A 15816-nucleotide genomic window follows, 5' to 3' on the forward strand; every position below is an offset into this window, starting at 1 on the left:
TCCCCCGACGCCGGCCTTCACACGGCACCGTAGCCGTCCACGGTCGAATGACCGTCGCTTCGAGCGCTTGCACGCCTCGTCGCGGCGGTGCTAGTTTCCCGCTGGCCCGGCGCGTTCGCGCTCGCCGCACCCCTCTTTTCTACACCGATCCCGACTTGGCCCGCGCACCGCGGGCGCTCGCCGCATTAGCGAGGATTCCCGCTTGTCCGACCAGACCCCCGACGCCGGCGAAGTCGCCGAAAAGCGCGTGCGCAAGACGCGCGTGCCCAAGGCCGACGCCCCCGACACCGCGACCGCCGTCGCCGAACCGCCCCGCAGCGAGGCTCCGGCACCCGCCGCAGCGCCTGCTCCGGCCGCGCCCGCAGCTGCGGCGCCCGCCGAATCCGCGCCGCGCAACGACGCACCGGCCGAGGCCGCGCCCGTTGCCGGCGCACCCGAGCCGTCCACCTCCGGCGAATCCACCCAGCAGGGTGGCGCCAATGCCGACAACGCCCAGCGCGAGCAGGGCGAAGGCGGCCAGCGCATGACGCGCCGCGAGCGCTTCAAGAACCGCCGCGACCGCCAGCGCGAACGCCGCGACCAGCCGGGCGGCGACGACGCTGCCAACAACAATGGCGAGACCTTCGTCGCGCGACCGCACCCGGCCGTGCCTGAAGGCTTCCCGCAGTACTCGCTGTCCGACCTCAAGCGCATGCCCGCGCCGAAGCTGGTCGAGATCGCCGAGCAGCTCAACATCCACGAAGGCGTCGCCCGCGCCCGCAAGCAGGACGTCATCTTCGCGCTGCTGAAGGTGCTGACCCGCCACGGCGAAGGCGTCGCCGCCGACGGCGTGCTGGAAATCCTGCCGGACGGCTTCGGCTTCCTGCGCGCGGCCGAGGCGAGCTACCTCGCCGGCCCGGACGACACCTACATCTCGCCCAGCCAGATCCGCCGCTTCAACCTGCGCACCGGCGACCACATCTCCGGCCGCATCCGCTGGCCGAAGGACGGCGAGCGCTACTTCGCGCTCAACATCGTCGACACCATCAACGGCGAGCCGATCGAGGCGTCGAAGAACAAGGCGCTGTTCGAGAACCTCACCGCGCTGTTCCCGCGCCGCAAGTTCCGCCTCGAGCGCGGCGACGGCTCGACGGAAGACGTCACCGGTCGAATCCTCGACCTGATGGCGCCGCAGGGCAAAGGCCAGCGCGCGCTGATCGTCTCGCCGCCGAAGGCCGGCAAGACCATGCTGATGCAGCAGGTCGCCACTGCCATCACCTACAACCATCCGGACGTGCACCTCATCGTGCTGCTCATCGACGAGCGCCCCGAGGAAGTGACGGACATGCAGCGCACCGTGCGCGGCGAAGTCATCAGCTCGACGTTCGACGAGCCGGCCGCGCGCCACGTGCAGGTCGCCGAGATGGTGATCGAGCGCGCCAAGCGCCTGGTCGAGCACAAGAAGGACGTGGTGATCCTGCTCGACTCGATCACCCGCCTCGCCCGTGCGTACAACAACGTGGTGCCGTCGTCCGGCAAGATCCTGTCCGGCGGCGTCGACGCGAATGCACTGCATCGCCCGAAGCGTTTCTTCGGCGCCGCGCGAAACGTCGAGGAAGGCGGTTCGCTGACGATCATCGCCACCGCGCTGATCGACACCGGCTCGAAGATGGACGAGGTGATCTACGAAGAGTTCAAGGGCACCGGTAACTCGGAAGTCCATTTGAATCGTCGCATTGCCGAGAAGCGTGTCTATCCCGCGATCGACATCAACCGCTCGGGCACGCGTCGCGAGGATTACCTCATCGAGCCGGAGCTGCTGCAGAAGATCTGGATCCTGCGCAAGCTGCTGCACGGCATGGACGAAATCGCCGCGATGGAGTTCCTGCTCGACAAGATGAAGAACACCAAGTCGAACGACGAGTTCTTCAGCTCGATGAAGCGCTGAGTCGGTTTGATTGGTGCAAGAAAAAGCCCCGCTTCGGCGGGGCTTTTTTTGTCGCGCGACAGACGTCAGGAGCCGGAGTCGTTCAGCGGCGTCGCAAGTCGGAATCGCTCGTTTACACCACCCAATTCGCCACTCGCGAGGTCGGCGACACCCGGCTGCGGCGCATGGTCGATCACCGGCAGCCATGACGGCGGATGCCGCGTCGTGCGTGTCTCCAACATCCATTCGCCCGGCTTGTCTTCCGGCGGAGCGACGCCTGGGTGCATCGAGAGACGCCACTTCACCGGCACGTAGGCGATGAATCCGCCATCGATGCGAGTGTTTTCGGGCATCGCCGCTGGATCGACGGTCCACTGCGTCAACGCGCGCAGCGCCGACCGTTCCAGCAGGTTGAGAACACGTGCGGCCGCGGCCGGCGTGGCGCGCCCATGGACCAGTGCGCTCTGTTCGATGGTCGCGTCGACCACCTTGCCCGTCGCGTCGAAGCGCAGCACGGCGAGTTGGTCAGCCTCAGCACCTGCGTGAAGTGCGATGGCCGGGTAAGTCGGGGAGGTCTTGTTGAGGATTGGCGACCGGCCCTGCGCATGCGGCCCATTCGTTGCCTCGTCGTTCGGGAAAACGAGATTGTCGAGTGCCAAGCGCATATCGCCATTGCCAATTTCCTCGGCGGTCACGACGACACGCATGTCGACCTGGGCATTCACAACCTTGCCGTTGTCTTCGACAGGCACAAAGCGAATCGCTTGCACCATCTCCCGGATCCGATCGCCGATTGGTGCCGGCATCTCCGTGTGCGGCCGGTATTCGACGACACGTCCGCCCTTGTCGATGACGATCGTGCACGCGACACGCGTGACGAGGTGCGGCGTCTGAATGTCCTCGAGCGCAAGTTCCGCCGACGCGGGCAGTGAAGCGGCGCCGAGGATCAGGCCGAACAAGATTGACCGCATCTGCATAAGTGCTCCGGCCGAAAAAGGTGTCCAATCGTGGCCTAGCGGCGGCCTCGTGGCTAGCCTCGTGCCAGACGTGAATCCGGAGCTGAGTGCGGTACTACGGCATCCGTTCCTGACGGGCGGCGCAGGCGGCGCCGCACCACGAGCCCATGCAAGTCATTTGCTGTCGGCACGAATCGCCGCGCCAGATTGGCGTGTGTCACCGCGTCGAAACGTGCGTCCTGAAAGCGACAACCGCTTCAGGGGATTGCAGCGCACGACAGCACCCGCGCGCTTACACGTCGGAGCTTCAGGGCGCGAGCGTCGCCAGAGGCGCCACGAGGCGATAGCGCGTATTGATACCGCTCTGTTCGCCGTCGGCGAGATCGGACGCACCTGGCTGCGGGGCGGTTGCGGTGACAGGCACCCACGCGGGGACACGTTTCACGGTGCGCGTCTCCAGCGTCCACTGGCCGACGCCGTCGAACGACGGCTTCTGGCCTTGGGACGCCGTGCGGAACTGGACGGGCATGTAGGTGACATAGCCGTCGCCCACGCGGTCTTTGTCCTGCAGCGACGCCGGATTCGCCTGCCACCCCCGCAGGCTCGCGAGTGCTGCACGTTCGAAGATCGCGAGCGCCTTGGCGACTTCGCGCGGGTTTCCACGCTGGTGCACCAATGCACTTTGCTGGGCCGCCGCGTCGAGCACGTGTCCGTCTGCGCCCAGTCGCAGCGCGACGAGCACATCGGCATCAAGCCCAAGGCGTAGCGCCTCTTCGGGAAAGTGGATCGAGATGCGCTTGCTGTACGCGGTCGACGGAGCGCCCGGGCTCGTCGGCTTCTCCGGCGGAAACGTCAGGTTATCGATCGCCAGACGCATGCCGCCGTCATCGAGCATCTTGGCCGACACCGCCACGCGCATCGTCGTTTCGGCATTAACGACGCGACCGTCGACTTCCACCGGTTCGAAGCGCAATGCCTTGACCAGGTCGGCCACCCGCGCCGCGACGGGCGCTGGCAGCTCGGTCTTCGGAACGTACTCGGCGACATTCCCCTGCTTGTCGATGACGATGCGGCAGTCGACGCGGGTGACGAGAATCGGCTCTTCCATCGCGGGCAACGGCGTGACTGCGGCATGGGCGCTCGACGCTGCCAGCGCCGCGCACAGCAGGAGTGTCAGGCGGTGCTTCATGTCGTCTTCCTTGAGGTCCGGTCGATCGATGATGCCGGAACCGGGGGCGTGGCATCCACCACCACCCGATCCCGCCCCTGGTGCTTGGCCTCGTACATCGCGGCGTCGGCGCGCGCCAGCCAATGCGCGTTGTCCTCGCCCGGATGCAGCACGGCGCCACCGACCGACACCGTGATCGGGCGGTCGCCGGCGCGCACTCGGCTCGAAACGTCGGCTCGCAGCGCGTCGGCGAGCTGCTGCAAGGTATCGATGTCGGTGCCGGGCAGCATCAGCACGAACTCTTCGCCGCCATAGCGGAACAGGCGGTCGCCGGCGCGGCCGCGCGACTGCACGACGCGTGCGAAGGAGACGAGCACGTCGTCGCCGGCATCGTGGCCGAACTCATCGTTGACGCGCTTGAAGTGGTCGAGGTCCATCACCAGCAGGCCGACCGGGGTGCGATGGCGACGGAAGGCTTCGGCGGCGATGTGCAGTTCGCGATCCATCGCGCGACGGTTGGCGACGCCTGTCAATGGATCGCGCGATGCCAGCGTCTCCAGCTGCGCGCGCTGCAATTCGGTGCGACGCGCGAACACATACGCGAGCATGCAGGCGACCGATGCGCTCGACAGGTACATGAGGCGATCGAGCATCGTCGCGAACGCGCTGCCGTCGATCACGATCACCGCGATCAGCACGATCGATGCGGCCAGGCCATAGCCGCGTCGCACCAGCAGGAAGTTCGACACCAGCACGGGGCACGACCAGAACGCGCCGGACAGCCCGACCATGCGCGCGACGATGATGCAGGCGATCGACGTCATGCCGACGACGAACAGGCTCGCGCGTGCCACGTTGCCGCCGCGCCATGCATAGACCAGCGTGCCGAACAGTGCGGCGACGATCGCGCTGTCGACGATGGCCACCTGCGTCTCGCCGCGCAGGAAGCGGTACGCCACGAACGGCGCGATGCCGATCAGGCCGACGAGGCAGAACAGGACGAGGACGGTGAACTGGAAATCGGTGCGCAACCGGTGGAGCGACATCACGGCCTCGTCCGCGCTGAAGGGCACCGGCCTCGCGCGGCTGGCCGCCGAGCGTAACCCGACGGACACTGCGTCGCGACGGCCACTGCCGTTCATGATCCAACGCCCGCTACGATGGCGCGTCCGGCCCCGGAGCTTTCCATGCACGGCAGCGGTCTCGACCTCGCACTCGTCTTCCTGCTCGCCGCCGTCGTCGCGGCGCCGTTGTTCCGTCGGCTCGGCCTCGGCGCGGTGCTCGGCTATCTCGCCGCGGGCGTGCTGCTCGGGCCGCAGGGTTTCCGTGTAGTCGCCGACGCGGATCCGGTGCTCGCGGCGTCGGAAGTCGGCGTCGTCATGCTGCTGTTCGTGCTCGGGCTCGAACTGTCGCCATCACGCTTGATGGTGATGCGCCGGCCGGTGTTCGGGGCCGGTGGTGCGCAGATGCTCGCCTGTAGCGCGGCACTCGCCGTCGCCGCGAAGCTCGCGGGACTGTCGTGGACCGCGGCGTTCGTGGTCGGCGTCGCGCTCGCGCTGTCGTCGACTGCGGTGGGACTGCAGTTGTTGTCCGAACGGCGCGCGGTGCACAGCGAACACGGTCGACTCGCGTTCGCGATCCTGCTGTTCCAGGACCTCGCCGCCATTCCGCTCCTCGCCGCGATGCCGGTTCTCGGCCACGTCGGTGGCACCACGTTCGACGGCTACACCGTCGGCAAGGCGATCGGTGCGGTGTTGCTCGTCGTCGTCGGCGGGCGCTTGCTGTTGCGACAGGGCTTCCGACTGATCGCGCGAACCGGCATGCCGGAAGTGTTCACCGGCGCCGCGTTGCTGACCGTACTCGGCGCGGCCTGGATCATGTTGCAGGCCGGCCTGTCGCCGGGCCTCGGGGCATTCCTCGCCGGCGTGCTGCTCGCCGATTCCGAATTCCGCCACGAACTCGAAGCGCAGGTCGATCCGTTCAAGGGCCTGCTGCTCGGCCTGTTCTTCATGGCGGTCGGCATGAGCATCGACGTCGCGCGCGTGGCCGCCGAGCCGCTGCGCATGGCCGCGATGGTCGGCGGCGTGCTCGCGATCAAGTTCGTGCTGCTGGTGATGGTCGGCAAGCGACCCGGGCGATTGTCTACACGCGATGCGTTGCAACTCGCGGGCGTACTCGCGCTAGGCGGCGAGTTCGCGTTCGTGGTGTTCTCCGAAGCGAACCGCGTCGGCATCATCGATGCATTGACGCGCGATCGGCTGGTCGCGACGGTCGGTCTGTCGATGGCGTTCGGTCCGTTGTTGCTTCTGGTCGTGTCGCGTGTGCTGCGGCATGCGCCGGCGAAACCGGCGCGTGCGTTCGACACGATTCCCGACAATCAACCGAAGGTGCTGATCGCGGGCTTCGGGCGCTTCGGGCAAGTGGTCGCGCGACTACTGACCGCGCAGAAGCTGCCCTTCATCGCGATCGAACCCAGTGCCGACCAGGTCGACTTCGTGCGTCGCTTCGGCAATCCCGTGTATTACGGCGACCCGAGCCGCTCGGATCTTCTGCGATCGGCCGGCGCGGATTCGGCGAAAGTGTTCGTGATCGCGCTGGAAGATCCGGAGGCCTCGGTGCGCACCACGCGCACGGTGCGGCAGATGTATCCGGACGCCACGGTGTATGCGAGTGCGCGCGATCGTCGCCATGCGTGGGAACTGATGGACCTCGGCGCGCACGCGATCCGTGAGGCTTTCCATTCCAGCCTGCACACCGGCGAACGCGTACTGGTCGAACTCGGTTTCGACGCCGCGACGGTGCACGCGCAGGTCAAGCGCTTCCGCGAACACGACGAGCGCCTGCTGCGCGCACAGTACGAAGTGCGCGATGACGAGGAAGCCCTGCTGCAGAGCGCGCGCGATGCGCGACGTGAACTCGAGGACCTGTTCAACGCGGACGTCGGCGAAGGCGTGCTCGGTGGAATGGTGCGCGAACCCGAGACGCCTTGATGTTCGACTGAGCGGACGTCGAACTGTCCGCTCGATGCGCCTCAGCGATCGCGCAGGAAACGTGCCATCGAGATGTCGCGCGATGCATTGCTCGGCGCGAACTCCGCAGCGATGTCGACGAAACCGCGCATCAAGGCGACTTCGCGCGGCGTGCGGTTGAGCGAGTCGCGCAGATCGGGATCCGCACCGGCCTTCAACAGGCGCTGCACGATGCGCGGCAGGCCGTGCAGCGCAGCGAGATGCAGTGGGCCGAAGCCGCGCGCATCGCGTGAGTCGAGCTTGACGTCCTGCACGAGGAACTGCTCGAGCGCAGTGAGCAACACGTCCTCGTCGGTGCCGGTGCCGGGCTCTGCACGCGCACCGAGCAGCAAGAGCAATGGCGTGACGTCGTTAGCGACCGCGTCAGGTTCGACGCCCGCGAGCACCAGCGCATCCAGCAACGCGGCAACGCGTGTACGATCGCGCGAAGTGAAGGCATACAGCGCAGCGCAGTGCAGCGCGTTGCGACCCTGCCCGTCGACCGCATGCACGTCGGCGCCGGCGGAGATCAGGCGCATCGCAAGATCGGGCAGACCGAGCGCGCTTGCGACCATCAGCACGGTGAGATCACCGGGCAGTCGCTGTTCGAGCGATACGTGCGAGGCGACGAGCCGATCGACGATGTCGATATGACGCATCGACACCGCGGCCGACAGCGGCGTCGCGCCCGACTGCGCGGCGAGACCCGGATCGGCACCGCGCTGCAACAGCAGTTCGACCACTGCGCGATGTCCGCCGCCGGCGGCGCGCAGGAGTGCGCTGCAGCCCTGGCGATCGACGGCGTCGACCGGTAGCTCGAGATCGAGCAGGCGACGCACCGCATCGTCGTCGCCCGCCATCGCGGCGGCCGGCACGTCGAGCGCGCGCAGCGGACGACGCGGCAGTGGCCAGCCGCGCCAGTCCAGCCAATCGGCGATGTCGCGACGACCCGCAGCCAGCGCGACGCCGAGCGGCGTCTGCCCGTCGGTCGCGCGCAGTTCGGTGCATGCGCCATGCGCGACGAGGCGCTTCACCAGATCGACGCGACCGAGCGCGGCGGCGAGATGCAGCGCGCTCATGCCGCGGCTGTCGCGCGCGTCGAGGCCGACGCCGGCCTGCAGCAGGCGGTCGATCAAGGTGACGCCGCCAAGGCGCACCGCGAGCGTGATCGCCGGATCCCCACCGCGCGACGGGCCGAACGGATCGGCGCCGCGTTCGAACAGTTCGACCGCCATGCGTGCACAGGCGGCATCACCGGCGACGCACGCGGCAAGGAAACGCGCGAGACCGCCGCGACCCGTCGGCGACACGCCGGCATCCAGCAATCGACGCAGCGCCGGCAACGCGGCCGGGCCGCGACCGAGCAACACGAACAGCGGCGTCTGGCCCTGCCCGTCGCGGATATAAGGATCGGCGCCGCGCGCGAGCAGCCAGGCGACGTTGGCGGGATCGGCGACGATCTCGTCGTCATGCAATAGCGAGCCGAGATCGCTGGGCGACATCAGGCGCGCGACGCTGTCGAGTCCGTCCGCGTGCTCACGCAGGCCTTCGCGCAGCAACGCGATCGGCGTGCGGTCGGGCAACGGTGCGTCGTCGTCTTCGCGCAGCGCGGCAGGCAGCCGATAGCCGGCGTCGAGCGCGGCGACCAGCGCCCAGCGACCGGCTTCGGCAGCGCGATCGACCGGGCGCTTGCCCTGCTTGTCGACCTGCGCGGGATCGGCGCCGAGTTCGAGCAGGCGCGTGATGAGCTCGGGGGTCGCGCGTTCGGAATCGCAGGCCAGCGACAACAGGCCACGACCGTCGGCATCGACGCGCGACGCCTGCGCGACGCCGGCATCCGGCAACTGGCGCAGCAGTTCGTCGGCGACTTCGAGTTGTCCACCGCGCACCGCTTCCATGATCGGCGTGCGGCCCTGCGCGTCGGTGAGCGCGGCATCGGCGCCGGCTTCGAGCAGCGCGATGACGATCTCCATGTGGCCGGCATACGCGGCGACGTGCAACGCGGTGCGACCGGAGCGGTCGCGCGCGTCGACGCGCGCCTTGTGCTTGAGCAGCAGCTGCACGCCAGCCGGGTCATCGTCTTCCGCACCCGCGGCGGCGAGCAATGCAGGCTGGCCGCCCGGCGGCTCGGGACGCGCGCCGCGTTCGAGCAGGAAACGCGCGACGCGCCAGTTGCCCGCAGCGCAGGCCATGCCGAGCGGCGACAGGCCTTCGGCGTTGACGACTTCGAGTTCGGCGGCGGCGTCGCGCAGCAATGCGGCGACACCCGGATCGGTGCTGCGTGCGGCGAAGTGCAGCGCGGTATTGCCGTCGCCGTCGCGCAGGCGCGGGTCGGCGCCGTTCGACAGCAGCGTCATCACCGCTTCGGGGCGGCCATGCCAGCTGTCGCGCGTGGCGGCGAGCAGCGGCGTCATGCCCGCCTGCATGGCGTTGAGATCGATGCCCTTGGCGATCAGTGCGCGCAGCAGGCGCAGGTCCGGCAGCACCGCGGCGAGCACCGGCAATGCGCGCTGGTCGCGCTCGCCGGCGAGCGGCGGTGCATTGACGTCGACGCCGGCGTCGATCAGTGCCAATGCGCGTTCGACGCGTCCACCGCGCGCCGCCTCGTACAGCTCGCGCAGCATCGCCTTGGGGTCGACCGCGGGCGCGATCACCGGTGCTTCGGCGCGAATCGCATCGAGCGCGACCACGTTGTCGATGCGATCGGTGCGTTCGGGTTGTACGTCGCGTGCATTGCCATCGACGCGCGAGATCAGGAAATGCAACGCGGGACCAACCAGCGCGACCAACGCCGCGACCGCGATGCGCGTGGAACCCGTCAACACGCCCGGCCACGCGAACAGCGTGACCGCCGATGCGAGTGCGACGACCGGCACGGCGACGGCGAGCCCGCGCCATGCGGTGCGATCGCGATCGGGCATCGCGTCGAGATGCGCGCGCCAGTCGCCATCGCGTTCGACGCCGGGCCACAACGTCCACGTCGGCCACAACACCAGCAGCGCGATGCCGACGGCGAGACTCAGCGCGATCGTCGCCGGTAGCGAACCGCTGCGCAGCAACGCCATCAACGGCCATGACAACAACAGGCCGACGCCGAGCGTGGCGATCGTCCACAGGCCGAGCAATGTCGCGAGATGACGCGACGTCGAACCGACGCGGCGGCGCCAGGTCGACACACCGACCGCTGCAAGCGGCTGTGCGAGAAGAACGCCTATCGCGGTGACCGGCGACGGCAGGATCGCGAGCGCGGCGATGACAACCGCCGCGGCGATGAACGCGAACGCGCGTCCGTGCAGGTTGCCGCGGTCAGGCATCGCGGCTCCGGTAGTACTCGCCCGCGTCGTAGGCCGGTGCGTCGGGCGGCGGCGGCATCTGCAGGAAGAAGCCGCGCGACTCCAGCGCCTCGCGCACCTGAGCCGCGTCGGCGCGGGCGAGGCGACGCTCGGGCGTCAGCTCGACTTCCAGCACGTACTCGAGCCCGCCGAGCTGCGCGCGCACGGGCTCGGGCAGCGCATCGAACGCATCGCGCTGCGCGAGATAGACGTAGGTGTCGGCCTTTCGCAGGCTCTTGTAGACGTGGGCGTGCATGACGGCAACGCTCATTGAGGGCGTCGCGACAGCATACCCGCGGACTAGTGGTGATAGCCGCTGTCGGCCGCGACTTTGCCCGCGAACACCCGGTACGACCACCACGTGTAGCCGAGGATCGCCGGCAGCAGCACGACCATGCCGACCATCACGAAGCCCTGCGACGACGGCGGCGACGAGGCGCTCCAGATCGTCAGCGATGGCGGAATGATGTGCGGCCAGACGCCGAGCACCAGCCCGACGAAGCCGAGCAGGAAGAAGCTCAGGGTGAGCAGGAATGGCGTCGCGTCGCGGCCTTCGCGCAGCGCCGCACGCCACAGCCACGCGGCGTTGACCAACGCGAGCAGCGGCACCGGCGCGAGCCACCAGAAATGCCCGCCCTCGAACCAGCGCGCCATGATCCGCGAGCTCAGGAACGGCAGCCATGCGCTGACCAGCCCCATGAACGCGACGACGACCAGCACCAGCGGCCGTGCCATGTGCCGCGCGAGGCGCTGCAGCGGGCCTTCGGTCTTGAGGATGAGCCACGTGGTGCCGAGCAGCGCGTAGCCGAACACCACGGCCACGCCGGTGAGCATCGAGAACGGGCTGAACCAGCCGAACGCGCCGCCGAGGTACTTGCCCGATTCCAGCGGCATGCCCTCGACGATGGAGCCGAGGATCACGCCCTGCGCGAACGCGGCGAACGTCGAGCCGAGCCCGAACGCCGCACCCCAGAAACGCCGCGCGCGCGTCGCCTTGAAGCGGAACTCGAAAGCGACGCCGCGGAAGATGAGTGCGATCAGCATCAGCAGCACCGGCAGGTACAGCGCCGACAGCATGATCGCGTAGGCCTTAGGGAACGCGGCGAGCAGGCCGGCACCGCCGAGCACCAGCCAAGTCTCGTTGCCGTCCCAGATCGGCGCGGCCGTATTCATCATGTGGTCGAGTTCGTCCTCGTCGCGCGCAAACGGCGCGAGGATCCCGAGGCCCAGCACGAAACCGTCGAGCAGCACGTACATCAGCACGCCGAAGCCGATCACGCCGAACCACAGCACCGGCAGCACGGTCGCGGCGGTCACGGGCGCACCTCGCGCGCGGCGCCGTCGTCGACCGAATCCACCGACAGCGGCCGCTTGGGTCGACGCTCGCCATGCTCGGCTTCCGGCCCCGGGTCGTGGGGCACCGGCCCGACGCGCACGAGCTTGCGGATGTACCAGATGCCCGAGCCGAACACGATGGCGTAGACGGTGATGAATGCGGCGATCGATGCGACCACTTCGCCCGTCGTCAGCATCGGGCTCACCGCGTTCGCAGTGCGCAGCAGGCCGTAGACGACCCAGGGCTGACGGCCGATCTCGGCGACGTACCAGCCCGTCAGCAAAGCGACGAAGCCGGCGAACGTCATCCAGCGCCAGCCGTTGATGAGCCAACGCGTGTCGAACAGTCGCCCGCGACGCAGCTGCAGCGCCGACAGCCAGGCCAGCGCGAGCATCGCGAGGCCGAGGCCGACCATCACGCGGAACGAGAAGAACACCGGGATGACGGGCGGGCGGTCCTCGCGCGGCACGGCCTTGAGCGGCGTGATCTCGCCGGCCCAGCTGTGCGTGAGCACTAGCGAACCCACGCGCGGCAACGCGACTTCGTAATCGTTGCGCTCGGCCTGCTGGTTCGGCACCGCGAACAGCACCAGCGGCACGCCGGCGCCGGGCGTGCCTTGCTCCCAGTGCGCTTCGATCGCGGCGAGCTTGGTCGGCTGATACTTGTGCACTTCGAGGCCGTGCAGGTCGCCGACGAAGATCTGCGTCGGCACCGTGATCGCGGCGAACAGCACCGCCATCTTCAGCATCTTGCGCGCGGCATCGACGTGCTCGCGTCGCCACAGGTAGCCCGCGCTGACGCCGCCGACCACGAAACAGGTCGTGATGAACGCGGCCAGCACCATGTGTGCCAAGCGATACGGGAACGACGGATTGAAGACGATCGCCCACCAGTTGGCGGGTTCGAACACGCCCGCGGCCGTCATCGTGTAACCGGCTGGCGTGTGCATCCAGCTGTTGGCCGAGATGATCCAAAACGTCGACACCAGCGTGCCGAGCGCGACCATACACGTCGCGAAGAAATGCAGTTTTTCCGGCACCTTGCGCGCGCCGAACAGCATCACGCCGAGGAAGGTCGCCTCGAGGAAGAACGCGGTCAGCACTTCGTACGTCATCAACGGGCCGAGGATGTTGCCGGCGCGTTCGCTGAGTACGGCCCAGTTGGTGCCGAACTGGAAGCTCATGACGATGCCGCTGACCACGCCCATGCCGAAGCTGATGGCGAAGATGCGCAGCCAGAAGAAGTAGATGTCGCGCCAGACGCTGTCGCGCGTCCGCAGCCATCGCCATTCACAGAACGCGAGCCAGCTCGCCAGTCCGATCGTGAATGCGGGAAACATGATGTGGAACGAGATCACGAATCCGAACTGGATTCGCGAGAGCAGCAGAGCATCCATCGAGGGCCTTCCCGTCGATCAGGTTGAGTCGTCTATTCGCCTGCGTATTGTGCGCCACGCGCGAGCTCGCTGCAGCACCGTCGCAGCATCCGGACGCCGTCGCCGGACGACCGCGCGCGCCGCGGCACGATGGACGTCGCGTCGTTAAGGCCGGATGCGCGGTCGCGTCTCATGCACTATGTCGCGTGGCGATAGTGGGATGCGGCCGCTCGCGGGAATGACCGACGCCACGGTGCGCCACCCGCACCGGCTGCTACGCTCCGCCGACTTCGTATCACCGGACCTTCCATGCGTCGCAGCGCCCTTGCCACCGCCCTTGTCCTCGCGGGGCTCGCCCCGTTCGCCCACGCGCAGTCCACGCCGCGCATCACCCTCGACCAGGCGATGGCCGATCCCGACTGGATCGGAAATTCCGTCGAACAGGCGTGGTGGTCGTGGGACGGCCAGAACGCCTACTTCAGCCAGAAGCGCACCGGCGCGACGATCCGCGACACGTTCCGCCAGCCCATCACCGGCGGCGCGGCGGCCAAGCTCGACGGCGCGGAGCACGCGGCCATCGATGGCGACGACGAGGTCGTCGACGCGGCCGGCACGCGCATGGCGTTCTCGCGCGGCGGCGACATCTTCGTGCGCGACCTCAAGAGCGGCGCGCTGACGCAGGTCACCCGCACCGCGGCGGAGGAATCGCGCCCGCAGTGGGGTCCGCAAGGGCAGCTGGTGTTCCGAGCGGGCAACGACTGGTTCGTCTGGCGCGCCGGCAGCGTCGCGCAGGCGTCCACGCTCAAGACCGAGGACGATCCGGACAAGGCGAAGAAGGACGACGACCTGCGCGCGCGCCAGCTGCGCCTGATCGACACGCTGCGCACCGACCGCGAGAAGCGCGAGGCCGCGAAGGCGCAGGACAAGGTCTGGCGCGCTGCCGACCCCACCGCTGCGCCGCCGACTGCGTATCTCGGCAAGGACGTCGAACTGGTCGACAGCGCGCTCTCGCCCGACGGCCGCTGGCTGCTCGCGGTCACGTATCCGAAGGGCGCGGACCTCGGCCAGGCCGGCAAGCTGCCGCGCTACGTGACCGAATCGGGTTACGAGGAAACCGAGGAAGCGCGCACGCGCGTCGGCCGCAATCCGCCGGCCGCGCATTCGCTGTGGCTGGTCGAAACCGCGACCGGCGCGGTGACGCCGCTGAAGTTCGACGACCTGCCCGGCATCAAGACCGACCCGCTGGCCGACCTGCGCAAGAAGGCCGGCAAGAAGCCGCTCGATGGCGCGCGCGAGGTGCGCATCGAGACCGATGGCGACGGCACCGGCCCGGCGATCCACTGGAGTGACGACGGCCGCGACGCCGCGGTGCTGGTGCGTGCGGTCGACAACAAGGACCGCTGGATCGCGCAGGTCGACCTCGGCGGCAAGAAACTCGTGACGCGCGATCGTCTCACCGACAACGCGTGGATCAACTGGAACTTCAACGACTTCGGCTGGATGCCGGCGAACGGCCACAACCGTCTGTGGTTCCTGTCGGAGAAGTCGGGTTACTCGCATCTGTACGTCAGCGACGCGCCGGGTTCGTCGCGCGCACTGACCTCGGGCAAGTGGGAGGTCTCCGCGCCGCACCTCACCCGCGACGGCCATCGCTTCTACTTCGAGTGCAATCGCAGCTGGCCGGGCGATTACGAAGTCTGCGCGGTCGATGCGAACGGCGGCGACGTGCGCGAGGTGACGAGCCTGGACGGCGTCGAGGACTTCGCCCTGTCACCGGACGAATCCAAGTTGCTGGTGCGGCATTCGTCGAGCTACCTGCCGCCGCAGCTCGCGGTGGTCGATGCGAACGGTGGCACAGCGCGCGAGCTCACCGACACGCGAACCGCGCAGTACAAGTCATTCGACTTCATCAAGCCAGAGATGGTGCAGATCCCGAGCAAGCACGGTGCCGGTACGATCTGGGGCAAGTTCTACGGGCCGAAGAACTTTGATCCCGGCAAGACCTACCCGATCGTGTTCTTCATCCACGGCGCGGGTTACCTGCAGAACGTGCACGCGCGCTATCCGAACTACTTCCGCGAGCAGATGTTCAACAACCTGCTCGTCGATTCGGGTTACGTGGTGCTCGACATCGACTATCGCGCATCCAGCGGTTACGGCCGCGACTGGCGCACGGCGATCTACCGCAACATGGGCCATCCGGAGCTCGACGATCATCTGGACGCGCTGGACTGGGCGGTCGCCAATCGGCACGCCGATCGCGATCACGCGGGCCTCTACGGCGGCAGCTACGGCGGCTTCATCACGCTGATGGGCCTGTTCCGTTCGCCCGGCACGTTCAAGGCCGGCGCCGCGCTGCGCCCAGTCACCGACTGGTCGCAGTACAACCATGAGTACACGTCGAATATCCTCAACACGCCGGAACTCGATCCCGATGCGTACGCGACGAGTTCGCCGATCGAATATGCCGCGGGCCTGAAGGACAACCTGCTGATCGCGCACGGCATGATCGACGACAACGTGTTCTTCCGTGACTCGGTGATGCTCACGCAGAAGCTCATCGAACTGCACAAGGACAAGTGGACGCTGGCACCGTATCCGCTGGAACGCCACGGCTTCGTGCATGCCGATTCCTGGTACGACGAGTACCGCCGCATCCGCGAGCTGTTCGCGCAGTCGCTCAGCAAGTAAGTCGTCAAAATGGTTCACGCGAGACGCCGCCTCCGGGCGGCGTC

At 68.0% G+C, this 15816-nt stretch carries 10 protein-coding genes; 3 read left to right on the plus strand and 7 right to left on the minus strand.

Going from position 1 to position 15816, the window contains the following annotated elements:
- The first annotated feature begins 202 nt into the window (after window positions 1–202).
- Complete coding sequence (gene rho / locus ACVWZN_RS11505; protein WP_456953927.1) at window positions 203–1927, plus strand: transcription termination factor Rho; 1725 nt, start codon at window positions 203–205, stop codon at window positions 1925–1927.
- Window positions 1928–1992: 65 nt separating this feature from the next.
- Here the strand turns inward: rho and ACVWZN_RS11510 are convergent, their stop codons facing one another.
- The 3 genes from ACVWZN_RS11510 to ACVWZN_RS11520 form a co-directional block, all read right to left on the minus strand.
- A complete protein-coding gene (locus tag ACVWZN_RS11510) occupies window positions 1993–2865 on the minus strand; it encodes a hypothetical protein (RefSeq protein ID WP_456953928.1) in 873 nt (290 codons plus the stop codon).
- Window positions 2866–3169: 304 nt separating this feature from the next.
- A complete protein-coding gene (locus ACVWZN_RS11515) occupies window positions 3170–4051 on the minus strand; it encodes a hypothetical protein (RefSeq protein ID WP_456953929.1) in 882 nt (293 codons plus the stop codon).
- Window positions 4048–5076, minus strand: coding sequence for a diguanylate cyclase (locus ACVWZN_RS11520; protein WP_456953930.1), 1029 nt, complete (start codon window positions 5074–5076; stop codon window positions 4048–4050). Before ACVWZN_RS11520 ends, ACVWZN_RS11515 begins: the two co-directional genes overlap by 4 nt.
- A 141-nt stretch (window positions 5077–5217) precedes the next feature.
- On the opposite strand from ACVWZN_RS11520, the gene ACVWZN_RS11525 reads away from it, so the two are divergent.
- Complete coding sequence (locus tag ACVWZN_RS11525; RefSeq protein ID WP_456953931.1) at window positions 5218–7020, plus strand: monovalent cation:proton antiporter-2 (CPA2) family protein; 1803 nt, start codon at window positions 5218–5220, stop codon at window positions 7018–7020.
- Window positions 7021–7061: 41 nt separating this feature from the next.
- Here the strand turns inward: ACVWZN_RS11525 and ACVWZN_RS11530 are convergent, their stop codons facing one another.
- Genes ACVWZN_RS11530 through ACVWZN_RS11545 form a run of 4 tightly spaced genes read right to left on the minus strand, consistent with a single transcriptional unit; the run spans window position 7062 to window position 13102 of the window.
- Entirely contained in the window at window positions 7062–10352 is a 3291-nt protein-coding gene (locus tag ACVWZN_RS11530; protein WP_456953932.1) for an ankyrin repeat domain-containing protein, read from the minus strand.
- Window positions 10345–10626: a YcgL domain-containing protein gene (locus ACVWZN_RS11535; RefSeq protein WP_027081644.1), complete on the minus strand. Its 282-nt coding sequence runs from the start codon at window positions 10624–10626 to the stop codon at window positions 10345–10347. Before ACVWZN_RS11535 ends, ACVWZN_RS11530 begins: the two co-directional genes overlap by 8 nt.
- Window positions 10627–10670: 44 nt before the next feature.
- Window positions 10671–11687, minus strand: coding sequence for a cytochrome d ubiquinol oxidase subunit II (gene cydB, locus ACVWZN_RS11540; protein ID WP_456953933.1), 1017 nt, complete (start codon window positions 11685–11687; stop codon window positions 10671–10673).
- The gene (locus tag ACVWZN_RS11545; protein WP_456953934.1) at window positions 11684–13102 is read right to left on the minus strand and encodes a cytochrome ubiquinol oxidase subunit I; all 1419 of its coding nucleotides are present in this window, start codon (window positions 13100–13102) and stop codon (window positions 11684–11686) included. The genes cydB and ACVWZN_RS11545 overlap by 4 nt, the downstream gene beginning before the upstream one ends.
- Before the next feature lie 288 nt (window positions 13103–13390).
- Between ACVWZN_RS11545 and ACVWZN_RS11550 the strand changes: the two genes are divergently transcribed.
- Window positions 13391–15772: a prolyl oligopeptidase family serine peptidase gene (locus ACVWZN_RS11550; RefSeq protein ID WP_456953935.1), complete on the plus strand. Its 2382-nt coding sequence runs from the start codon at window positions 13391–13393 to the stop codon at window positions 15770–15772.
- The last annotated feature ends 44 nt before the right edge of the window (window positions 15773–15816 follow it).

It is taken from the genome of Lysobacter sp. HA35 (genome assembly GCF_054061195.1).